General features: G+C 68.4%; 23 protein-coding genes and 1 tRNA gene. 16 read left to right on the forward strand and 8 right to left on the reverse strand.

Annotated features, from left to right (window positions below; genetic code table 11):
• The first annotated feature begins 42 nt into the window (after positions 1-42).
• The 4 genes from D893_RS02045 to D893_RS02060 all read left to right on the forward strand — a co-directional run bounded on the left by D893_RS02045 (position 43) and on the right by D893_RS02060 (position 2,821).
• On the forward strand, positions 43-1,311 hold the full coding sequence (locus D893_RS02045; RefSeq protein WP_110619043.1) for a response regulator: 1,269 nt from the start codon (positions 43-45) through the stop codon (positions 1,309-1,311).
• Positions 1,308-2,018, forward strand: a complete 711-nt coding sequence (locus D893_RS02050) for a HAMP domain-containing sensor histidine kinase (protein WP_018946126.1) — start codon at positions 1,308-1,310, stop codon at positions 2,016-2,018. Before D893_RS02045 ends, D893_RS02050 begins: the two co-directional genes overlap by 4 nt.
• Positions 2,019-2,125: 107 nt before the next feature.
• The gene (locus D893_RS02055; protein ID WP_018946125.1) at positions 2,126-2,455 is read left to right on the forward strand and encodes a hypothetical protein; all 330 of its coding nucleotides are present in this window, start codon (positions 2,126-2,128) and stop codon (positions 2,453-2,455) included.
• A 36-nt stretch (positions 2,456-2,491) separates the two neighbouring features.
• A complete protein-coding gene (locus D893_RS02060) occupies positions 2,492-2,821 on the forward strand; it encodes a non-heme iron oxygenase ferredoxin subunit (RefSeq protein ID WP_077244370.1) in 330 nt (109 codons plus the stop codon).
• 73 nt (positions 2,822-2,894) lie between these two features.
• Here D893_RS02060 and D893_RS02065 read toward each other — a convergent pair whose 3' ends face one another.
• On the reverse strand, positions 2,895-3,098 hold the full coding sequence (locus tag D893_RS02065; RefSeq protein WP_018946123.1) for a hypothetical protein: 204 nt from the start codon (positions 3,096-3,098) through the stop codon (positions 2,895-2,897).
• A 28-nt stretch (positions 3,099-3,126) separates the two neighbouring features.
• The gene (locus D893_RS02070; RefSeq protein ID WP_018946122.1) at positions 3,127-3,351 is read right to left on the reverse strand and encodes a hypothetical protein; all 225 of its coding nucleotides are present in this window, start codon (positions 3,349-3,351) and stop codon (positions 3,127-3,129) included.
• Between the two features lie 251 nt (positions 3,352-3,602).
• Here D893_RS02070 and D893_RS02075 point away from each other — a divergent pair, with 251 nt between their 5' ends.
• From D893_RS02075 to D893_RS02115, 9 genes are all read left to right on the forward strand, one after another.
• The gene (locus tag D893_RS02075; RefSeq protein ID WP_110619044.1) at positions 3,603-6,938 is read left to right on the forward strand and encodes an EAL domain-containing protein; all 3,336 of its coding nucleotides are present in this window, start codon (positions 3,603-3,605) and stop codon (positions 6,936-6,938) included.
• 74 nt (positions 6,939-7,012) lie between these two features.
• Complete coding sequence (locus D893_RS02080) at positions 7,013-7,759, forward strand: class I SAM-dependent methyltransferase (RefSeq protein ID WP_018870769.1); 747 nt, start codon at positions 7,013-7,015, stop codon at positions 7,757-7,759.
• A gap of 12 nt (positions 7,760-7,771) precedes the next feature.
• Positions 7,772-8,032: a DUF167 domain-containing protein gene (locus tag D893_RS02085; protein WP_018946120.1), complete on the forward strand. Its 261-nt coding sequence runs from the start codon at positions 7,772-7,774 to the stop codon at positions 8,030-8,032.
• A gap of 12 nt (positions 8,033-8,044) precedes the next feature.
• A complete protein-coding gene (pyrC, locus tag D893_RS02090) occupies positions 8,045-9,079 on the forward strand; it encodes a dihydroorotase (protein ID WP_018946119.1) in 1,035 nt (344 codons plus the stop codon).
• A 102-nt stretch (positions 9,080-9,181) separates the two neighbouring features.
• A complete protein-coding gene (locus D893_RS02095) occupies positions 9,182-9,667 on the forward strand; it encodes a hypothetical protein (RefSeq protein WP_026288880.1) in 486 nt (161 codons plus the stop codon).
• Positions 9,668-9,671: 4 nt separating this feature from the next.
• Positions 9,672-10,052, forward strand: coding sequence for a DUF1992 domain-containing protein (locus D893_RS02100; protein WP_018946117.1), 381 nt, complete (start codon positions 9,672-9,674; stop codon positions 10,050-10,052).
• On the forward strand, positions 10,042-11,121 hold the full coding sequence (locus D893_RS02105; RefSeq protein WP_110619045.1) for a PA0069 family radical SAM protein: 1,080 nt from the start codon (positions 10,042-10,044) through the stop codon (positions 11,119-11,121). The genes D893_RS02100 and D893_RS02105 overlap by 11 nt, the downstream gene beginning before the upstream one ends.
• Before the next feature lie 85 nt (positions 11,122-11,206).
• A complete protein-coding gene (locus D893_RS02110; RefSeq protein ID WP_019570377.1) occupies positions 11,207-12,019 on the forward strand; it encodes a hypothetical protein in 813 nt (270 codons plus the stop codon).
• Between the two features lie 8 nt (positions 12,020-12,027).
• Positions 12,028-12,927, forward strand: coding sequence for a mechanosensitive ion channel family protein (locus D893_RS02115; protein ID WP_019570376.1), 900 nt, complete (start codon positions 12,028-12,030; stop codon positions 12,925-12,927).
• A gap of 11 nt (positions 12,928-12,938) precedes the next feature.
• Here D893_RS02115 and D893_RS02120 read toward each other — a convergent pair whose 3' ends face one another.
• On the reverse strand, positions 12,939-14,630 hold the full coding sequence (locus D893_RS02120) for an ExeM/NucH family extracellular endonuclease (protein WP_026288879.1): 1,692 nt from the start codon (positions 14,628-14,630) through the stop codon (positions 12,939-12,941).
• Positions 14,631-14,731: 101 nt separating this feature from the next.
• On the opposite strand from D893_RS02120, the gene D893_RS02125 reads away from it, so the two are divergent.
• The gene (locus tag D893_RS02125) at positions 14,732-15,610 is read left to right on the forward strand and encodes an undecaprenyl-diphosphate phosphatase (RefSeq protein WP_110619046.1); all 879 of its coding nucleotides are present in this window, start codon (positions 14,732-14,734) and stop codon (positions 15,608-15,610) included.
• 9 nt (positions 15,611-15,619) lie between these two features.
• Here D893_RS02125 and D893_RS02130 read toward each other — a convergent pair whose 3' ends face one another.
• A complete protein-coding gene (locus D893_RS02130) occupies positions 15,620-18,127 on the reverse strand; it encodes an FtsX-like permease family protein (protein ID WP_110619047.1) in 2,508 nt (835 codons plus the stop codon).
• Positions 18,124-18,834 (reverse strand): ABC transporter ATP-binding protein, encoded by a 711-nt coding sequence (locus D893_RS02135; protein ID WP_110619048.1) that lies wholly within the window; start codon positions 18,832-18,834, stop codon positions 18,124-18,126. Before D893_RS02135 ends, D893_RS02130 begins: the two co-directional genes overlap by 4 nt.
• Between D893_RS02135 and D893_RS02140 the strand changes: the two genes are divergently transcribed.
• Positions 18,833-19,522, forward strand: a complete 690-nt coding sequence (locus D893_RS02140) for an arylesterase (protein WP_110619049.1) — start codon at positions 18,833-18,835, stop codon at positions 19,520-19,522. The genes D893_RS02135 and D893_RS02140 overlap by 2 nt on opposite strands.
• Before the next feature lie 111 nt (positions 19,523-19,633).
• Here the strand turns inward: D893_RS02140 and D893_RS02145 are convergent, their stop codons facing one another.
• Entirely contained in the window at positions 19,634-19,963 is a 330-nt protein-coding gene (locus D893_RS02145) for a hypothetical protein (RefSeq protein WP_018946108.1), read from the reverse strand.
• Positions 19,964-20,126: 163 nt separating this feature from the next.
• Between D893_RS02145 and D893_RS02150 the strand changes: the two genes are divergently transcribed.
• Positions 20,127-20,203: transfer RNA gene (locus tag D893_RS02150), tRNA-Arg, on the forward strand.
• A gap of 8 nt (positions 20,204-20,211) precedes the next feature.
• Here D893_RS02150 and D893_RS02155 read toward each other — a convergent pair.
• Together D893_RS02155 and D893_RS02160 are read right to left on the reverse strand one after the other, a co-directional pair.
• Entirely contained in the window at positions 20,212-20,526 is a 315-nt protein-coding gene (locus D893_RS02155; protein ID WP_018946107.1) for a circadian clock KaiB family protein, read from the reverse strand.
• Positions 20,523-22,238, reverse strand: coding sequence for an ATPase domain-containing protein (locus D893_RS02160; RefSeq protein ID WP_110619050.1), 1,716 nt, complete (start codon positions 22,236-22,238; stop codon positions 20,523-20,525). Before D893_RS02160 ends, D893_RS02155 begins: the two co-directional genes overlap by 4 nt.
• Positions 22,239-22,244 lie beyond the last annotated feature (6 nt).

A 22,244-nucleotide genomic window follows, 5' to 3' on the forward strand; every position in this document is an offset into this window, starting at 1 on the left:
CCGGGTCTTGGTTTCGGCGGGCGGCTGCGCCACACTGCGCGCATGTCGACCGCCGCTCCCCCTTCCCGTGCCGGTTCTGCCGGGCGCCCGCTGTCGCGCCTGGCGGTGCTGGTGGTGGACGATTTCGCCAATATGCGGGCGACGCTGCGCGAGATGCTGCTGACCTCCGGCTTCGAGGACATCGATCTCGCGCGCGATGGTGTGGATGCGCTGGACAAGCTGGAACGGCGTCGCTACGACATCGTGCTGTGCGACTACAACCTGGGGGACGGGCCGGACGGCCAGCAGGTGCTGGACCGGGCCCGCGAACAGGGCTGGGTCGGACCGGCCACGGTGTTCGTGATGGTCACCGCCGAGAACAGCAACGAGATGGTCATGGGGGCGCTGGAGAGCGGCCCCGATGCCTACCTTTCCAAGCCCTTCAATCGCGAACTGCTGGTAGTACGCCTGCAGCGGGCGCTTCGCCGGCGGGACCCGTTGCGCACGCTGGACCAGCACTGGCGCCGTGGCGACTTCGGGCAGGCACGGGCGGAGGCGGAACGCATGCTGGAAGCAGGGGAGGGGCGTGCCGCCGACCTGCAGCGTCTGCGCAGCGATCTGGCTCTGGCCGAGGGCGAGCCGGCCGTGGCGGCCGAGGCCGCCCGTGCGGTGACGGGCGAGACCACGCCGCCCTGGGCCCAGGCGCGTCTGGGCGAGGTGGCCGAAGTCGAGGGCAACCTCGCGGCCGCCGAGGAGGCGTATCGGGCGGCCATTGCGGCGACGCCGTATTACATGCCGGCGCATGACCGGCTGGCGTTCGTGCTGGAACGCACCGGCCGCGAGCGCGAGGCGCTGGACGTGCTGGTCGCGGCGGCGGAACGCTCGCCCAAGTCGCTGGCGCGGCAGCGGGCGCTGGGGCGGCTGGCCCTGGCGCAGGGGGAATACGAGCGCGCCGCACGGGCCTGGCGCCATGCGATGGCCCTGGCGACCCAGATGCAGATACCGCATCCGGGTGACATGGCGTATCAGCTGGAGGCATTGATCGCGCGCGGGGCGACCCGCGAGGCGCGGACCAAACTGCAGATCCTGGAGAGTGATTACCGTGGTCATCCGGAGGTGGCCTGGTGGGTCGTGGTGACGCGTCTGCGCCTGCTGCTGGCCGGAGTGGCGGTGGATCGTGCGGGGTTGCTCGGCCAGCTGGATGCGGCCATGGCGGCCGGATCACCGCCGCCGGCGCTGGGCGAGGTGCTGCCGGAGCTGCTGGAGCAGGCGGGTGAGGGCGAACGCGCGCGGAGCCTGCGGACATCGAACGGCGGCCCGGGGGAGACATGAAGAGCATCGATTTCGGTACCGTCATCGCCATTTCCATCCATGACATGAAGAACTCGCTGGGGATGGCGATGAATTCGCTGGAGGCGTTGCGCGACCCGGAAACCGGCGAGTGCAACTGCGACGAGCAGACCATCGCGCGGCTGCAGTACGAGGCCCATCGCGTGCACGACAGCCTGGTACAGATGCTCACGCTGTACCGCAACCAGCAGGGGCTCTACACCCCGCGGTTGCGTCCGCTGCTGGTGATCGAACTGCTGGAGGACTACTGGGCGTCCAGCAAGCCACTGATGGATCACAGCGGGGTGACGGCCGAAATCGACTGCGACGAGGACCTGGAATGGGTGCTCGATCGGGAACTGGTGACGGCGGTGCTGGAGAACGTGGTGACCAACACCGTGCGTTATTGTCACGGTCGCATCCGTCTGTCGGCCGTGGTGCGCGACGGCGAGCTGTGGCTTCAGGTGGAAGACGACGGTCCCGGTTTCCCGGAGCCCATGCTGGGTTCGCGAACCACCGAGGATCAGGCGATGCTGGAGCGCGGTGCCGGGCGGACCGGACTGGGCCTGTATTTCTGCGCGATGATCGCCGAGCTGCACACCGTGCAGGACGGGACGCCGGGCTCGGTCCGGCTGTCGAACGATTCGGATCTCGGCGGGGGGCGCTTTACCCTGAGACTGCCGGCGCTGCCGCCGTCCGAAACCCTGTAGCGGCGGCGGTTTCGGGTGCCGGCCGGGGGCGCCGGGTAATCTGTGGTTTCACTGTATCATCGAGAGAACCAATGCAAGCAGAAAGGATTCGTCATGCCGGTCCGGCGTTGGCCGGGGCACTGCTGGGGCTGGTGCTGATGGCCTGCGGCGGGGAGACTACGGCGCCGGTGACCCTGGATCAGCTGAGCAGCTCCGCAGCGGAGTTTGACGGCGAGATGGTGGAGGTGACCGGCCGCGTTCAGTCCTTCGATGATCCGCGGCATTACTGGATCGAGGATCATCCGCGCAACCGCGTTGCGATTTCGCCGGATGCGGCGGTCGCCGACCGCGTGGGCGAGGAAGTGCGCCTGGTCGGCCGGTTTTCGTATGATCCCGAGAGTGGCCGTTCGCTCGAAGTGAATGCGGAGGCGACGGCCGCCGCCAACGCCAGCCACTGACAACGCCATCCACTGACCAATGAGCGGACGACGCACATGACCGAATGGATCGACGTGGGGCCGGAAGGCTCGATTGAACCCGGAGACCACCGGCTGCTCGAGGCCGGGGATACCGAAGTGGCGGTGTTCAACGTGGATGGCCGCTACTTTGCCCTCGAGAACCTCTGCTCGCACGAAGAATTCCCCATCGCGGGCGGCACAATCGACGACGACTGCATCACCTGCCCGCTGCACGACGCGGAATTCGACCTGCACACCGGCGAGGCGCTCACGCCGCCGGCCGAGGACCCCATCCCGACCTTCCCGGTGCGGGTGCAGGACGGGGTGATCCAGGTCGCGGACCGTCCGAACCCGGCCGACGGCTGAGGTGGTCGGTTCGCCTGCGAGCAGGCTCCCACAGGCGGGTCGGGGCGCTGTGGGAGTGGCCTCGGCCGCGAACTCAGTCGACCGGGGGCATGTATTCGTAGCGCCGGTGGTCTTCCTCTTCGGGCATGGGTACCCCGGCGGCTTCGAGGGCCTCGGTCAGGTCCTCGCAGTCGTCCAGGTCGTCGGCCCGGTTGCGCAGGGTGTACAGCGCATCCGAGGCCTCGGCGACGGGCATGCGGATGACGATTTCGCCGTTTTCGGCCTTGACCAGATTCATGATCATTCCTCCCGTTTGAGTCGCTGGTTCAGTCCTCGATCGAGGGCTGGCGCGGCGCATGTTCGTCGAATGCGTGCGGTGGCTGGCGGAACTCGTTTTCCATCTCGTACAAGCCTTGCTGCAGCACCGAAGACAGTGCGCGAGCGCCGTTGCGGACCTCGCCGTTCAGTTCCGTCAGGTTTTCGGTGATGCTTTTGGCCGTTTTCTTGTCCAGCGTCAGCGTGACGATGCCGTTTTCGTTCTTGACGTCCATGGGCGGCTCCTTTTGCGGATGGTCGCGCGTTGGTGACTTGATCCAGCTCAATACTGTGACAGGATTGGGGGCGTAAAATTCTCGAGGGTGTATGCCATTCTCGGGAAGCCTCACTCCGAGCGTAGACCATGCGTGCGACCCGGGGGGCTTGTCGAGGGGGAAGCTTCCATTCTTCAACCGGCCGCAGAGCCGGGGTTTTCACACAGGGGATCCCGTTACGTGTCTTGTCTTCCAGCCGGTGTCCGGTGTTGATGTTTTCCCGTTCTCCGGTGTTTCGGCTCAGCCCGGCCGCACTGATCGCGCTCGGCTATCTCGTGGCGGGCTCCCTGTGGGTCGCTCTGTCCGACATGCTCTTCATGTGGAGCTTCGGGATCGAGGCGAGCCTGACTCGGGTCAGTCTGCTGAAGGGCCTGGGGTTCGTGTGGGTGAGTGGCGGACTGCTGTACCTGGCCATGCGGACATTCGGGGGTCGCCGAGGCGCGCGGACGCGTAACGGGGGCGGCCTGACACTGCTGCGCGGTCGCCAGCCCTGGGTCTGGGTCGCCATGGCGGTGGCGGTCGCCGGTTCGGTCGGTGGTGTCGCCTTCGGCACGTTCCATATTGCTCAGGCCACCGCGGATCAGCAGGTGCGCGAAGAACTGCGGGCCACTGCCTTTCTCAAGGGCGGACTGGTCGATCGGTGGATGGCGGAACGCGCCGGAGATGCCCGAATCCTGGCGGATGCGCGTGGTTTCACCGCGTTTGTCCGTTCGCTGCAGCGCCACGACTCCGAGGTCGCGCGCACCACACTGGAGAACCGCCTGCAGGCGATACGGACGGCCTACGGTTATCGCTCCGTGGCGATCCTGGGGGCGGAGGAACACGCGGAACTGCTGGTTGCGGGAGATGCGTCCTTCCAGCGCGCGGCGGCCAGGGCGGCCCGCGTGGAAGCGATGCAGACCGGAGCCGTCAGCCGGGCGCACGTGGATGCCGTGGACGACGCAGGGGCGACCCGGCTGCACTGGGCCGCGCCTTTGCATCACCCCGCCGATCGCGACTCTGAACCGCTGGCGGTGGTGCTGTTTTCCGCCGATCTGGATCGCCTGGCTCCGCTGCTCGGGGCCGCCATCGACCTGGAAGACGGGGATGCGGCGACCTGGCTGGTCAGTCATCCGTCCGATCGCGCGCCGGTGGTGATGCGGCTGGACGGTGAATCGGCCCGGCGCGTGGAACCCCCGGCGGAGTTTGCGCAGCTGGAGAGCCGCCTGCTGCGCGGCGGTTCCGGCGAGGCGGTGCGGATCGGATCGCTGGGCGAGGAGGATGATGGTCGCCTGGCGGCGGTGCGTGGCCTGGAGCTCGACGACTGGTCGGTGGTGGTCAAGCGGGACCGCGCGCCTCTGGTGGCCGGGGCGCATCGGCAGGCGGCATGGACCGGCGGAGCCCTGTTGCTGGTCTGGCTGCTGATGGCCGGTGCCGGGGCGCTGGTGGGGCGTCAGCAATGGCTTCAGCGCAACCTGCGGCTGATGCAGTCGCATTCGGAACAGGACCGCCTGCTGCGGGTGTTCTTCGACATGCCGTTCGTGGGCATGGCGGTGTCAGGGCCGGGTGGTCAGGGCTGGGAGCGCGTCAACGACTGCCTGGGCGACATGCTGGGCTACCGGCCGGAAGAACTGGCGAAGCTCGACTGGGATCGTCTCGCGCACCCCGAGGACCGTTCCCTGGGTGCCGATCTGGATCGCGAGATGCGTGAAGGCCGGCGCGACGGCTACGAGGTGGAAAAACGCCTGCTGCGGGCGGATGGCAGCGTGATGGTGGCGCACCTCTCGCTGAAGTGTACCCGCCACGCGGACGGCAGCATGGACCGTGTCGTGGTCACGGTGGAGGACATTACCCGGCGCCGGGAGGAGGAAGAACGCCGGCGCCTGGCTTCGGTAGTGTTCGAAAACACGCGCGAGGGCGTGGTGATTACCGACAGCAGCGCCCATATCCTTTCAGTGAACCGCGCCTTCACCGAGCTGATGGGATACACCCAGGACGAGGTCGTCGGTCACACGCCGAAGATGTTCCAGTCCGGCCGCCATGACCGGACCTTTTATCAGAACATGTTCCGCCAGCTGGAGCTCTACGGGCACTGGCAGGGGGAGATCTGGAACCGGCGCAAGAACGGCGAGGTGTTCCCCGAGCTGCAGAGCATCACGGCGGTGCACGACCCGCAGGGCCGGCTCACGCATTACGTGTCGGTGTTCGCCGATATCTCGCGGATCAAGGCCTCGGAGGAGGAGCTGGACTACCTGGCGCACCACGACCCTCTGACTGAACTCCCGAATCGCCGATTGTTGCTGGCGCGGCTGGGACACGGGATTTCGCTGATGCGGCGGCGCAACGGGATCCTGGCGCTGCTGATCGTGGATCTCGACCGCTTCAAGGACGTCAACGACAGCCACGGCCACGCCGCCGGCGATGCCCTGCTGCGCAGCGCGGCCATCCGGCTGCAGCGCGAGCGGCGGGGGACCGATACGGTGGCCCGGCTGGCCGGCGACGAATTCGCAGTGGTGGTCGAGAACCTGGCCCACCCGGACGACGCCGGCATGCTTGCCGAATCCATGATCCGCCACCTGGCCGAGCCCTGCGACCTGGGCAACGGGGTGGAGGTCGAGGTGGTGGCGACGGTGGGGATCGCGCTGTTCCCGGATCACGGTGCCGGGGCCGAGGCCCTGCTGCAGCAGGCCGGGACCGCGCTGTCGCGCGCCAAGGAAGAGGGTCGGGGCTCCTATCGCTACTATTCGGACGCCTACACCGAGGCGGCACGCGAGCGCATCGATCTCAGCTCGCGCCTGCGCCGCGCGATGGAGAACGACCATCTGGAGGTCCATTACCAGCCGCAGTACGAGATCGCGACGGGGCGCCTGATCGGGGCCGAGGCCCTGCTGCGCTGGAACGATCCGGTGCTGGGCCGCGTGTCGCCCGGGCGTTTCATCCCGGTCGCGGAGAAGACCGGACTGATCGTGGAGCTGGGCACCTGGGTCCTGCAGGAGGTGATCCGGCAGGGGCGCGCCTGGCTGGACGCGGGTTATCCTCCGATCCGGCTGGCGGTGAACGTGTCCGCGCTGCAGTTCCGACGGATGGCGCTGGACGAACAGGTCGCCGCCATCCTGGATGAGCACGGGCTGCCGCCGGAATGCCTGGAGCTGGAGATCACCGAGTCCGCGCTGATGGCAGATGCCGAGCGGGCCCGTCGCATCCTGGAATCGCTGCGGGGGCAGGGCGTGCATTTCGCCGTGGATGACTTCGGCACGGGCTATTCCTCGCTGTCGCAGCTGAAGAGCTTTGCGGTGGACACCCTCAAGATCGACAAGAGCTTCGTCGACGGCATCGCCGGAGTGGTGCACGAGGATGACGTGCATGACCGGTCGATCACCACCGCGATCGTGGCGATGGCGCACGGGCTGGGGCTGACCGTGGTGGCCGAGGGCGTGGAGACCGCCGAACAGCTGGAGGCGCTGTGTGCGCTGAGCTGCGATTTTTATCAGGGCTACTTTGCCAGCCGGCCGATACCGGTCGCGGAATTCGAGCGCGACATCCTGGCCACCTCCGAACAGGGGGGGTGACGCGCGCCGGGAATTGGTACACTTCGCGGCTTGTTGGGCCGGCCCGGCACCGGGCACAGGGGAGAGCAGAACCGATGGAAACCGATCCGGAGCGGAAACCGCATCCTGTCCTCAAGGATTACTACGGGGACGAAAGCAACAAGCGCGCGTTCGTCGACGACCTGTTCGATCGCACCGCACCCTACTACGACCGGATCCTGCGGTTCGGTTTTCTGGGTACGGGGCAGGCGTATCGTCGCTACTCGCTCAAGCAGTCCGGTCTGCAGCCGGACATGGAGGTCCTGGATGTGGCGACCGGGACCGGCCCGGTGGCCGAAGAGATCCGCAAGATCACCGGCGATGAGCGCATCACCTGCGTGGATCCTTCGCGCGGGATGATCGACGTGGCGCGGGGCAAGCTGAATTCGCGCTTCATCCAGGGGCTGGCCGAGGATCTGCCCGTCGCCAGCGAGCAGTTCGACCGCGTGTACATGGGCTACGGTCTGCGTCACGTGCGGGATCTGCGCGAGGCGTTTGCGGAGTACTTTCGCGCGCTCAAGCCCGGCGGCCGCTGCATGATCCTCGAGGTCTCGCGTCCGCGGACGAAGCGGCAGATGGTCATGGCCCGTTTCTACTTCCGCGATTTCATCCCGTTTCTCAGCCGGGTGCTGACACGTGATCCGGACGGGCATACCCTGATGCGGTATTTCTGGGAAACCATTGACCAGTGCGTCCCCCCGGAGGAGATCATGGAGACGCTCGAATCGGTGGGTTTCGAGGACGTTCACCGTGAAGTGCAGCTCGGGGTCTTCTCCGCCTACATGGCCACGCGTCCGGCCTGATACCGCGCGGCCTTGGCCCGACTGAAGCTGCGCGTCTCCCCCGGTGCCCGCGAGGATGCGGTGGTGGGCTGGATGGGCGAGGCCCTCAAACTGCGGGTGCGGGCCGCGCCGGAGAAGGGGCGTGCCAATCGCGCCGTGGAACGCCTGCTGGCGGCCGAACTGGGGCTGCCGGCGGGCTCGTTGCGTGTGGTGGCAGGACAGACCGGCCGCGACAAGACCGTGGAGATCGACGGCTGGAGCGATGCCGCACTCCGTGAACACTTCGGTGGATGACAAGGATTACTGATGGAACGCCTGACGCTGACCCGTCCCGACGACTGGCACCTGCACCTGCGCGACGGGGACATCCTCGCCTCGGTGTTGCCGGACACCGTGCGGCGCTTTCGCCGGGCGATCGTGATGCCGAACCTCAAGCCGCCGGTGACCTCGGTGGACGCGGCGGCCGCGTACCGCGACCGCATCCTCGCGGCACTCCCCGACGAGGCCGACTTCGAGCCCCTGATGACGCTCTATCTCACCGAGGAGACCACGCCCGGGATGATCGACGCGGCGCGGCAGTCGGGTTTTGTCCACGCGGTCAAGCTGTATCCCGCCGGGGCGACCACGCATTCCGCCAGCGGGGTCACCGACATCCGCCGCTGCTATCCGGTGTTCGAGGCCATGCAGCAGGCGGGTCTGCCGCTGTTGATCCACGGAGAGGTGACCGACCCGGACGTGGACATCTTCGACCGCGAGGCGGTGTTTATCGAACGCCACCTGGAGCCGCTGGTGCGGGATTTCCCCGAACTGCGGATCGTGCTGGAGCATGTCACTACCGAGGCGGCGGTGTCCTTCGTGGAATCCGCGCCGAATAACGTGGGCGCGACCATCACACCGCAGCACCTGCTTTACAACCGCAATGCGCTGTTTGCCGGCGGCATGCGGCCGCATCATTTCTGTCTGCCGATTCTCAAACGCGAGCGTCACCGGGAAGCATTGGTGCGCGCGGCGACCAGCGGGCACCCGCGCTTCTTCCTCGGGACCGACTCCGCACCGCATCCGCGCCACGCCAAGGAGTCGGCCTGCGGTTGCGCGGGCATCTATTCGGCCCACGCGGCCATCGAGCTGTACGCCGAGGCATTCGCGGCTGCCGGGGCGCTGGATCGGCTGGAGGGTTTCGCCAGTCATCATGGTGCCGATTTCTACGGCATGCCGCGCAACACCGGCACCATCACCCTGGAGCGCGCGGAGTGGACCGTGCCCGAGGCGGTCCTGTTCGGACATGATCCGGGTGTACCCCTGCGGGCGGGCGAGACCGTCGCCTGGCGCGTGGCCGAGTGAAGCCTGTGCCGTTCCCGGGTTTGAACCACGGGGCGGTTGGCGCGGTCTCTCCGGACAGAACCTTTCAATGCGTTTTCGCAAGGAGTTAACGTGCGGGACAGTGTGACCGAACCTGAAGTGCAGCGCGGAACCCTCTGGTTCTGGCTGCTGATCTGCCTGGGAGTGGCGGCAGCCATTATCGGACTGGGCGTGCAGCTGGAACCGGCCGGTGCGGCCATCCTGCGCGCGCCGCTGCAGTCGCCCGCGGCCGGTGCCCTGGGCTTCGGCCTGATGATGATCTGGGCCGCCTATGCCTACGCCCTGTCTGCCGGCAAGGCCGCGGGTTCCCAGGAGATGGGGCTGGTGGTGCTCAACCTGGGCCTGCCGCTGGGCCTGATTGCCCTGTGGACCTGGGAGATCAACGCGCTCTCGTTCTTCGTGGCCGTGGGCTGGGCGATCAGCCTGGGCGGCATGGGCATCCGGCTGTTCCGGCGCGAACCGCTGGCGGGCGTGATGATGCTGCCGATCTTCGGGGTGAGCCTGACGGCCATCCTGCTGTCGCTGACGCTGTGGATGTTGCCGGTGGCCCAGCAGGGCGGTGCCGTCTGACGCCATGTTGCTGAACGAGGCGCAGATCGAGGCGCAGCTGGCCGATGCCGCGCGGCGCGGGGAGTTCGATGATCTGCCCGGCGCCGGGCGGCCGCTGGAGCTGGATGACGACCGCGACGTGCCGGAAGACATGCGCATGGCGTTTCGCATCATGAAGAACGCCGGCTACGTGCCGGAAGAGGTCCGGTTGCGCGGCGAGATCGCCTCGGTGGAGGCCCTGCTGCGCGAGGCCGAAGATTCCGCGGGCCGGGAACGCCATTCGCGTCGTCTGCGTGTGCTGCTGGACCAACTGGCGCGCGAGCGCGGGCGCAGCGGTGGTGACGCCGGCCTGGCCACCGAGTCCGGCTATTTCCGGGCCCTGTGCGCAAGGCTCGATGGCGAGTGAGCCCCCGCGCGGCCGCGGCAGCGCCACCAGGCCGGCCGCCCGCTACGAACCCCTGCAGCGCGAACCCGTGGACGACGGCTGGGTCGGGGACGACGAACCCGCCCCCGCGCTGCGCACCGAGGTAACCCCGGAGACGCCGCGCAGCCTGCTGGTGCGCAACGACTCGCCGGATGTCCCGTTTACCCTGTCCATCAACCCCTATCGGGGCTGCGAACACGGTTGTGCCTACTGTTTTGCGCGGCCGGCGCATGCCTATGTGGGGCTGTCGCCCGGGCTGGACTTCGAGAGCCAACTGTACGTGAAGACCGGCGCCGCGGCCGTGCTGCGGCGCGAACTGGGCGCGCGCAACTACCGGCCGTCGCCGGTCGCGCTGGGCATCAACACCGATGCCTACCAGCCGGTGGAGCGCGAATGGCGGGTGACCCGCGAGCTGCTGGAGGTGCTGGCGGAGAGCGCGCATCCGGTGTCCATCGTCACCAAGTCGGCGCTGGTGGAGCGCGATCTCGACCTGCTGGGGCCGATGGGCCGCGCCGGGCTGGCGCAGGTGGCGGTGTCGCTGACTACTCTGGACCGGGGTCTGTCCCGTCGCCTGGAACCGCGTGCCGCGGCGCCGCAGCGGCGCCTGGAGACCATTCGGCGACTGACCGCGGCCGGGGTTCCGGTCAGCGTGCTGGTGGCGCCGCTGATTCCGGTGCTCACGGATGGCGAGACCGAGGCGCTGCTGGAGGCGGCGGCCGCGGCCGGCGCGGTATCGGCCGATTACGTGCTTCTGCGTCTGCCGCGCGAGGTGGCAGGCCTGTTCGAGGAATGGCTGAAGACCCACGAGCCGCTGAAGGCGGAGCATGTGCTGGCGCGGCTGCGGGAGGCGCACGGCGGGCGGGTGTACGATTCCAGCTTTGGCCAGCGCATGCGGGGTTCCGGGGCCTGGGCCGATCTGCTGGGGCAGCGCTTTGTCCTGGCCCGGCGCCGCAGCGGGCTGGATCGCTGGTCGGGCGATCTGGATGTGTCGCAATTCCATCCGCCGGCCCGGCCACGCTCGGCGGACGATTCCCAGCTCGACCTGTTCTGAATTCGGTCTTGATTGCGCTGCCGCTGGCCGCTTCTTCCGCGCCGCACTTCGCGCTACAGTGGCAAACGGGCAACGGGGAGGTCCCATGGGGGTACGCGTACACGCAGGATCCGGACACGACAGCGGCTGGTGGGGCCCCGTCCACCTCCCGCCGGGGGAGATTGGCCACTGGTCCATCGGGCCGCTTGATCTCTGGCTGCAGCGCCGCGCCGGCGAATGGGACCTGTGGCTGGCGCGCGAACGCGACCCGGACGACAGCGGTTTTCGCCGCGTGGTGCCCGCGCAGAAGCCGGTGCCGGAGAAGCCCGCGGAGCAGCGCCGCTTTGCCGGCACCGGTGATGATGTCGGCGCGTCCCTCGGGGTGGCCCTGGCGGATCGCCCGGTGGTCAGTCGGCCCGAAGCCCCGTTTCATGTGCCTCCCGGGGGCGAAGTCATCCTGTACGTGAGCACGCCGGCGTGGGTTCAGCTGCGCCTGGGCGATGCCCGGGTGCACGAGTTTCCGGCTTATCCGGCCTCGGACACCTGGTTCGGCTCCGATACGGTGGAAGGCGAACTGTGCTATGCGAGCCGCACCGCGGCCCGCATGGCGCTCGACGAGGTACCGGAACGCGTTCACCGCATCGTGACACCGCTGATCGTACGCAACGGTTCCGCGGACACCCTGCTGCTGGAACGGATCAAGCTGCCGGTGACGCGGCTGCCGGTGTACGCCGATCCGCATGGCCGGCTGTGGACCCCGGGGGTGCGTCTGGAGCGCGAGCCCGAGCGTGACATGGCCGAGGTCAAGCTGGGCGAGGGGCCGCCCGCGCACGTGCCCCGGGCCGAGCGGGTGGCTGAACCGCGCGAGGCCGGGGGCAGCCGCTTCAGCCTGCGCGCCTTCAGCGCGCTGTTCCAGTAGGAGGCGACATGGAAGACGGATCCTGGATTGCGCGGGGGATCGAACTGATCACCACGGAGGCTGTGCTGGCCTGGGTGCGCGCAGCGATCTACCTGGGCGTGGGGCTGCTGCTGGCGCGCCTGGTCTCGCGCACCCTGATCCGGATCGCCGGTCGGCATCTGGATGCCCAGCAGGCGATGCTGGTGCGCCGGATCGGCTTCTATCTGGTGCTGGTGCTGGCGGTGGTGTCGGCGCTGCGCGAGCTGGGCTTCGATCTCACCGTGCTGCTGGGTGCGGCGGGGATCCTCACGGTCGCCATCGGCTTTGCGTCGCAGACCTCGGCCTCCAACCTGATCTCCGGGCTGTTCCTGATCGGTGAACGCCCGTTCGCCGTGGGCGACGTGATCCGGGTGGGGGATGTCACCGGCGAGGTGCTGTCCATCGACATGCTGTCGGTCAAGCTGCGTACCTTCGATAACCTGATGGTGCGGGTGCCGAACGAGTCGCTGGTCAAATCGCAGCTGACCAACCTGACGCGCTTTCCCATCCGCCGCCTGGACATGCAGATCGGGGTGGCCTATCGCGAAGACATCAACCGGGTGCGCGAGACCCTGATGGACGTGGCCGACCGCGAACCGCTTTGCCTGGAAGAACCGCGGCCACTGTTCATTTTCCTCGAGTTCGGGGACTCTGCGCTCAAGCTGCAGTTTTCGGTGTGGGCAAAGCGGGAGAACTTCCTCGAACTGCGCAACCGGATGCATCCCGCCGTGAAGGAGGCCTTCGACCGGGCCGGCATCGACATCCCGTTTCCGCAACGCACGCTGGGCTCGCTGGCCGGCGAGCCTTTCCCGGTGCGGGTAGTGTCGGCGGGGGAGTCCGGAACGGACGGCTCGGCGGACGCCCCGCCGGTGGACAACACGCCGCGCTGATCAGTGTTTCCTTAACGCAGGTCCAGCCAGACCGGATCGTGGTCGGAGGCGCGCCACGGGCCTTCGCCCGGACGGTCACCATCGAAGCCGAGAAACACCGGTTCGTCAGCGTTGACCGCCCAGGTGTCGGCGGCGATCACGCGCCCGGCGAGCGGCCGCGGGCCGAGCAGGTAATCCAGTTGTCCGGTTCGGCCGCGGAAGACATAAGTGTAGGCCGTGGCGGGCTCTTCGTGGACGAGGTCCTGCTTGCCGGCTTCGCGCAGCACCGTCAGGGGGTCCTCGGCGGCATAGCCGTTGAGATCGCCGGCGATGATCACCGGCGGCTCGCCCGGCTGCGCCGCGCGTTGTTCCGCGATCCATTCCACCAGCCGGTGCGCCTGTTCGGTGCGGCGCTGGTTCCAGCAGCCCTGGCCGCGATCGATGTCGCCGTGTTCCGGGCAGCCGGTCCTGGACTTGAAATGCACCGCGACTACGCCGAAGGGTTCGCCACCGTCGCGCGGGCGGAACCAGCCCAGCAGCGGCGGGCGGTGGTGGACCGGGTCGTTGTCTGCCGCGCTCCCCAGCCGTTCCACGCGCTCGCGGTCGTACAGCAGTCCGACCTGGATGGCATCGCTGCCACTGTCGGGATGCGCGAGCTTTTGCATCGTGGTGGCGTCGTCCAGGGCATCCACGCGCTGGCGCAGTTCGCGCCCGGCGGCCGAGCGGTTTTCCAGTTCGATGAACGCCAGGATATCCATGGCCAGGCCGTCCAGCACCGCATCCAGCTTGGCGACCTGGCGATCCCGTTCCGCGGCATTGCGTGCGCCGCGCTCGCCCGGGGTTACGAAGTCGTTTTCCAGATTGGCCGTCGCGATGCGCAGGACATCGTCCGCCGGGGCCGGCGGCGGTTCGGGACGCTCGCCGCCTTCCCATTCCGGGGGCGCCACCGGGTGCACGCGGTGGGCGCCGAAGGCATGCGTCAGGATGCCCGTGAGGTCCGTCACGCGGCTGCCGGTACGCCGGGTCCCCTGGCCGTCGAGAAAGGGCACCGGGTCCGGGTTCGCGCGGTAGCTGCCGTCGTCCAGCACGATGCGGCGGTCGTGGTCATCGGGCTCGCCGAAAGCCCCGCTCTGGCCCGGGTGGCGCAGGCGCCCGCCGGCGGCGAGGTCCAGACTCCCGTAGCGCGCGAGCTCGCGGTTGGCGATGACCGTGAGGGTCTGGTCGAAGCGTACGCGCACGTCTTCCAGATCCTGCAGGCGGGCGGCGTCGTCGGGCAGGTGCAGGGTCACGGTCTGGGGTGGTTCGCCGCGACGGCAGCGCTCCAGCTCCTGCAACCGGGACAGTTGTGGCCGCCCGTGGTGTCGCCCGAAGCGGCCGCGGATCTGCACGTGATCGCCGGGGCGCAGGTCGGCGTCGTCTTTCCCGGGAGCGTAGACGAACAGCCCGGTGGGCGGGGTGGTGGCGTCGTCCTGCAGGTAGAAGCCACCCAGCGCGTCGTCGCCGTAGAACACCCCGCTGATCGTGCCCTCGGCGACCACCCGGCGGTCTTCGTCCACCGCGCCGCTGCGCAGTTCGCTCAGGGACGCCAGCCGGTCGAGCGGCGGGGCGGGGCAGTCGGCCGCCGCCGTCGCCGCCGGGACGAGGGCCAGCAGCAGGAAGAGGCCGGCGGTGCCGGTCAGGACGCGCCGTGCGGAGCGCGGGGCGTGGTGCAGTAAGCGATGCATGGGTTCATCCTTGACGGGCATGTGACGGCGCCCGGCGATTTCGTGGTGTGATTTCCGTATACTGCGGCGCCTTCCCCGCCCGCGGACAGGAGCGAACGGCGATGGCGATCTGGATCGCGACCCTGCTGGGAATCGTACAGGGTATTTTCATGTTCGTGCCGGTGAGTTCAACCGCGCACCTGGTACTGACCCAGCACTGGCTCATTGGTCAGGGGCACGAGCTGCCGCCGCCGGAGAGTCCGGAGATGATCCTGTTCGATCTGGTGGTGCACGTGGGCACACTGGTGTCGATCGTCTATGTGTTCCGCCGCAGCCTGTGGCAGCTCTCCGGCGGGATCGTGCGCGAGAGCTGGCAGTGGGCCTCGCGCCATGGCGAGGCGCGCCGCGAGATGCTGTACTTCCGCCTCGGGATGCTGTGCGTGCTGTCGGTGGCCGCGACCGCCGTGGTGGGCTTCACCCTCAAGGCGACCTTCGAGCACGTCTTCGCCAACCCGGTGCTGATCGCCGGGACCCTGACCCTGACCGGCGTATTGCTGTGGTGGACCGACCGCCTGAGCCGGCGGCCGCTGGGGCTGCGCAAGCTGAACCCGCGCATCGCGACGGTGATCGGCGTGGCCCAGGGCTTTGCCCTGGTGCCCGGGCTCAGCCGCAGCGGCATGACCATCGTGTTTGGCCTGTTCAGCGGGCTCAAGCGGCGCTGGGCGGCGGAATACAGCTTCTTCCTCGCGATCCCGACCATCCTCGCGGCCACCGCCGTGCAGTCGCTGGACGTGTTCAACCACGACGGCCTGGGCGATCTGCCGTGGAGTGCGCTGATCACCGGGTTCGTGGTCTCTGCGGTGGTCGGCGTGGTGTCGCTGAAGATGGTGCTGTTCTTCCTCTATCGCTCCAGCCTGAAGGTGTTCTCCATCTATGTGTGGATCCTGGCCTTCCTCGTGCTGTTCGGGTTCCTCGATACCGGCGTGATGTACGGCCACTGAACCACCGCGTCACTCCGGCCCGCGCAGCACCGTGAGCGGTGCCTGATCCAGCACCCGCCGGGTTCCCAGCCACCCGGCCAGCGCGATGCCCAGGGTGCCGCCGCCGATCCCGTAGACGAACGTCATCGGGTTGACGCGGTAGTCGAAGTCGAACACCTGCCAGGCCAGCAGGGCCCCGATCGCGGTGGCGATGATCGCGGCCAGCAGCCCGGCGAGGAAACCCAGTGTCCCGAATTCGGCCAGCAGCGCGTTGCGGATGTCGCGTCGCCGCGCCCCCAGGGTCCGCAGCAGGGCGGCCTCGCGCCGGCGGACGTCGCGGGTTGCCTGGACCGCGGCGAACAGCACCGTCAGACCGGCCACCAGGGTGAACAGGAATACGTACTCCACCGCGCGCGTGGCCTGTTCGATGATGTCGCGCACGCGCTCCAGGATCGCGCTGACATCGATCGCGGTGACCGCCGGGAAATCGCGCAGCCAGCGGCTCTGGGCGTCGCGCATGTCCTCCGGCAGGCGGAACGCGGTGATATAGGTGCGCGGCTGCTCGTCCAGCAGGGCCGGGGCACCGGTGACGAAGAAATTCACCCGGAAGCTGTCCCAGTTCACCTCGCGCACGTTCGTGATGCTCCCGCGTACCGCGCGTCCGCCGATGCGGAAGGTCAGGCTGTCGCCCAGTTCCAGCCCCAGGCGTTCCATCAGCCCGGCCTCCACCGAGAGCCCGTCGGAATCCGGCTGGTCGAGGGTCCAGTGGCCTTCCACCACCGGGTTGTGCTCCGGTGGCTGTTCCGCGTAGGACAGGTTGAACTCGCGGTCCAGCAGGCGCCGCGTGCGTTCGTCGTCGAAGTCCCCGGGTCCCACCGGCAGGTCGTTGATGGCGACCAGTCGGCCGCGGATCATCGGGTCCATCTGCGGGCGCTCCAGTCCGGCCTCCTCCATGCGATCTGCCAGCGGCTCCTGTTCGCCGGGCTGGATGTTCACGTAGAAGTGGTTGGGCGCGTCCTCGGGGATGCTGGCATCCCAGGCCTCCAGCAGGTCGACGCGCACGATCGCCAGCAGCAACAGCGCGAGGATGCCGACGCTGAAGGCTACCAGCTGCACCGCGCTGAGCCCGCCGCGGCGCGCCAGATTGGCCAGGCCGAAGCGCAGGGCGATGCCGCCGCGATCGCGCAGCGGGCGTACCGCCAGCACCAGAGCCGCCCCCAGCAGGCCGAGGATCAGCAGGGCCCCGGCGGTGCCCAGCAGGACCCACAGGGCCAGCTGCGGATCGGCGGCCTGCCACCACAGCAGCGCCCCGAACGCCGCCACCGCCAGTGCGCCCGAGAGCCAGACGGAGGCCGAGGGCAGGCCGATGTCGCGGCGCAGCACCCGCAGCGGCGGGACCTGTCCGATGCGCAGCATGGCGGGCAGGGCGAAGCCGGCGGCGGTGATCAGCCCGACGCCCAGTCCGGCGACGACCGGTCGCAGCCCCGGCGGGGGCAGATCACCGTCCAGCCAGTCACCCAGCAGGGCCGAGAGCACGAACTGCGCGAGGAACCCGAGGGCCAGACCAATGAGTGAGGCGATGACCGCCACCAGCAGCACGCGGCCGAAATAGACCGCCAGCACCCGCCGGGCGCTGGCCCCCAGAGCCCGCATGATCGCAGCCGAATCGGCTCGGCGCTGAGCGAAGTGATGGGCGGCCACCGCGATGGCCGCGCCGGCCAGCAGCACGGCCATCAGCGACGCCAGGCCGAGAAAGCGTTCCGCGCGTTCCACCGCCGCGCGCAGTTCGGGGGCGGCATCCTCCAGGCCCTGGATGCGCTGGCCGGGTTCCAGGCGGGGCTCCAGCCAGTCGGTGTAGGCCTCCACCACGGAATCGATCCCGGAGAGATAGAACTGGTAGTTCACACGGCTGCCCGGGCCGATCAGTTCGGTGGACTCGAGATCCTCGTAGGCGAGCATCAGGCGCGGGGCGAGATCGGTGAGGGCGCTGCCACGGTCCGGTTCCAGGGTCAGCACGGCGGTGATTTCCAGATCACGGCGACCGACCGTCACCGTATCCCCCGGCTCCAGGCCCAGGTCGTTCAGCAGGGCCCCCTCGAGCCAGGCCTCGCCGGGTTCCGGGCCGTGGGTGATCGTGTGTTCCTGGCCGTAGGGGTCGCGGATGCGTGCCTCGCCGACCAGCGGCCAGTCGGGATCCACCGCGCGCAGGGAGCTCAGGCGCGACTGGTCGTCCGCACCGAACAATACCGAGGGGAGGGCAGCCGAACGGACGGATTGCAGGCCGCGCTCGCGCGCCTCGTCCACCCATTCATCCGGTACCGGGCTGCGTGAGGTGATGGCCAGATCGCCTCCCAGCAGGGATGCCGCCTGATCGGCCATGCCGCGGTCGACCCGGTCGGTGAAGAAGCCGACCGCCGCCACCGCGGCCACCGCGACCACCAGCGCGGCGGCCAGCACCCGCAGCTCGGCCGAGCGCCATTCCTGCCAGGTGCCGCGCAGCCAGCCGCGCAGATTGCGCAGGCCCGTATGTCGATTCATGCCAGCACTCCGTCCTGAATGCGGATGATGCGGTCGCAGCGGCTGGCCAGTTCGGGGTCGTGGGTGACCAGTAGCAGGGCGGTAGGCGTGCGCCCGGGCTCGGCGTCATGGGCCAACGCGAACAGGTGCTCGATGATGGGCTCGCCGGTACGTCCGTCGAGGTTGCCGGTGGGTTCGTCGGCGAACAGGATGGCGGGGTGATCCACAATGGCGCGGGCGATGGCCACGCGCTGCTGTTCGCCCCCGGAGAGCTGGTGCGGATAATGCCGGGCACGCTGTGCGAGCCCGACCCGGTCCAGCGCCTCGTTTGCGCGGCGGGTGAGCTCCGCGCCGGATTGCGCCTCGTGCTCAGGGTTGAGTTCCAGCGGTAGCAAGACGTTCTCCAGCGCACTCAGTGCCGGCAGCAGCTGGAATGACTGGAACACGAATCCGACCCGGCCGGCGCGCAGGGCGGCGCGGCCATCCTCGTCCAGTTCGCTGATGGCCTGCCCCAGCAGGCGAACTTCTCCGCCACTGGGGGCGTCAAGACCTGCGAGGAGACCGAGGAGGGTCGACTTGCCCGAGCCGGAGGCGCCGAGGATGGCGACCGTCTCGCCCGGGTTGACCGCCAGGGACACGCCGCGAAGGATGTCCAGCGTGCCGCTGGGTCCCTCCACCCGCTGGTGCAGGTCCGTGGCTTCGAGTACCGCTTGCGAGGATGCATCCATGTTGCGTTTCCCGTTCATCGTCGTAGGGCTGTTTGCCCTGCTATTGAGTCTTCCGCTGGCCGCGAATTCCCCGGAAGAGACCAATTCTTCCACATCCGTCGATGGGGAGAACGGGGCTCACCCGCTGCTGGTGTTCGGCGACTCGCTCAGTACCGCCTGGGGCATGGACGAGTCCGAAGGCTGGGTGGCCCTGCTGGAGGAACGCCTCGCCGACCGCGACGCGGCCTGGGAGGTGCACAACGCCTCGATCAGCGGCGAGACCACCGCGGGCGGGCGCCAGCGTCTGCCCGACAATCTGGAGCGCACCGAACCCGATCTCGTCATCCTGGAGCTGGGCGGCAACGATGGCCTGCGCGGCCTGTCGCCGGCAGCCATGCGCGACAACCTGGAGGCCATGCTCGACGCCATCGACGCGGCCGGGGCCGAGACGCTCTTGCTGGGCATCCGCATTCCGCCCAACTACGGTCCCCAGTATACGGACCGTTTCGAGGCCGTGTTTCGCGACCTGGCGGAGGAACGCGAGCTGGCTTTCGAGCCGTTCTTTCTGGACGGGATCGCCGATGACGACGTGATGATGCACGACGACGGGATTCACCCCTCCGCCGAGGCCCAGCCGCAGCTTCTGGACAATCTGTGGCCGTCGCTGAAGCCAGTGCTGGAGCGGGTAGAGACGGAAGAGCGGCAATGAACGCCGCCAGCGGGTCGTGAAGCCCCGACCGGGCGTTCCGGCACGCGGGACGAATCAGGCGGGAGCGGTTCAGGCGGGGACGCAACGGTGAGGATACCGCCACGCCGGGAATCAATCGCCGCTCAGTTCCTCGCGACAGCGCCGCAGCACGTCCTCCGGGATCAGCGCGCGCAGCACCGGATGCAGGTCCGGCTCCACCTCGCTCATCACCGGCAGGGTGCGCACCCGCGAGTGGCGCGACAGCGGATCGCCGTACTGGTTGGTCTGAATGCTGCGATCGACCCCGGCCTCCATCAGCGCGATCCCGGGCTGGCCGCCGGGACCCTCGTCAAGGATGTCGACCAGTTCGACCACTTTGCCGTCGACCTCGCCACGCAGTCCGACCAGCGGACAGAGCAGGTCGATCAGGCGGCCGGTTTGCTCCGAGTTCAGCTTCTCCATGACCGTACATTAGTTCGCCGGCGCGCGGGGCGCCACCCCGTGCCGCCACGCTAATCTGAATTGCACCCGATGCGAGCAGAACGGTGGGAGCCTGCTTGCAGGCGAACAGGACGGCGTTTTCGACATGCGGTCTGCCACGCGTATAATCCGGTTTCCCGCCCGCGTCTCCGTAGCTCAGCTGGACAGAGCAACCCCCTCCTAAGGGGTAGGTCGCAGGTTCGAATCCTGCCGGGGACGCCATTTTCGGTTTACGTGTCGGTTTCCAGTTCCGCCAGGAACCGTCGCAGCTGTTCCTCCTCGGCTAAGTCTCCGTAGAGCACGGAGACCTCGCCGTTCGTGTCGGTCTTCAGCAGCGAGGGGGTAGCGAACACGGACTGAGTGATTCCCTGGAGGGGCTGCTCCAGCAAATCCACCTCGCGGGGACGCAGGTCGGCACGACCGAGCTGCTCGAGCATTCGGGCGAGATTGGCGCGCGCGCGCTGAGAGCGGGGTGCCGATCCGGTTACGAACAGTGTCAGCACGGGGATGGAGGCTTCGCCGCAGTCCCGGGTCTCGTTGTTCATCGATGTGTTCCTTCGTCGGCAACCAGGTCGTCGCCGACGGACCCCGGGTCGTGATCCGGGTCCCGGCGGCGGCGCATATCCACGCGATAGTTGTGTTCCAGCTGGTCGGTCTCGCCGCTGGTCTGATCCAGGTGCTCGCGTTCGGCCTCCAGCCGTTGCCGTTCCTCCTCGGTCTGCAGAATGCGCTGTTCCAGGTCCAGACGCCGGCGTTCGCGCTCCAGCTGCCGCTGGCGCTGGTGTTCCCGGTCCTCGCGCTCCTTCATCGCGCGCGCCGTGCCCATCAGCACCTCGGAACCGGATTCGTAAACATCGGCGAGGTCCAGCCCGCTGTCGGAGAGGATCAGTTCGCGCTGCTGATTGGAGTGGGCCGAACCGCGAGATTTCACGACCGATAATGACCGGTTGCGCTCGCCCCCGCGCTCGTTGTAGCCGACGACGATCCAGGTATCGGCCAGCGTGGAGACATCGCCCAGCGTGGCCTCGCCCTCCGGATCCTCGACACCGCTCAATGCGGTGAGGATGGTCGTGATGCCGCGTCGCCGGGCCAGATCGACCAGCTGTTCGGTCGCCAGATGGGCACCCTCGGTGGCAGTGGCCTTGAGAAGGGCGGAGAGCGGATCGATGACCAGACAGTCGGGGGCGAAGCCGTTGATCAGGCGACGTATAGCGAGGAAGTGTTCGGTGACGCTGGAGGTGTAGGCGGAAAAATCCTGAAAACGGACGGCCCCACGGGCGATCGGGGTGGCCAGGTCGATGCCCACCGATGCCAGGTTGCGGACATAGGCGGCTTCCAGCTCGTCGAAGCTGATGTACAGCACGCGTTCGCCCTCCCGCGCCCGGGCTTCCGCGAAGCTGCCGGCCAGGGTGCTCTTGGCGGTCCCCGGGCGGCCGGAGACCAGTGCGCTCGAACCGCGATGGATGCCGCCACCAAGCAGGCTGTCCAGCCGCGGGATGCCGGTGCTCAGACGTTCGCTGCTGGCGGCCACCCGGCCGACCGGCGGGGCCTCGTGGTAGGGGAGCTGGATGCCCTGGTCGTCGATCAGCATCGGCATCTCGTCGGTGACATGGGCGCTGCCTCGGTATTTGGTGATGCGCAGCGAGCGGTTGAGCTTCTGATGGAGCACGTGGGCGGACAGCAGCAGGCTCGATGACAGCAGGAACTCGATGCCTTCCAGCCGGTCCGGTGCGGGGCTGTCCGCCCGGGCCTTGCCAGTGAGCAGCACCGCTCGGTCATGGGTCTCGCAGTGGTCGTTGATACGCCGGATCTGTTCGATCGCGGCATGCCGGTTCGGCTGGTGCTGCAGCAGCTGGTCGATACCGTCGAAGATCACCCAGCTTGCAACGCTGCCCGCCGCGGCGGTGACTGCGCTCAGCAGGCCCTCGATGTCGAACTCGCCGGCCCCCTCGGCCTCCGGATGCGGGCGTGCATCAATCAGCTGCCAGCGGTCGGAGTCCAGCAGCCCGGCACCCCAGTCGAACGAGGCGGCGTCGCGGCGAACCTGCGCCGGCGACTCCTCGAAGGTGACGAATACTCCGCCTTCACCGCGTTCCACCGCCCGCGCCAGAATCTGCACGCAGAGGACCGTCTTGCCGGCGGCGGCCTCGCCGAGGACGAGTGTGGCCTGGCCGGACGGCAGGCCCCCCCGGGTGGCGCTGTCCAGCCCGGCGATGCCGGTTTCGCGTTTTTGCAGGCCGGTTTGGGATGGGTTCATGCGTGC

It is taken from the genome of Thioalkalivibrio sp. ALE21 (genome assembly GCF_003208255.1).
GTDB lineage: Bacteria > Pseudomonadota > Gammaproteobacteria > Ectothiorhodospirales > Ectothiorhodospiraceae > Thioalkalivibrio > Thioalkalivibrio halophilus.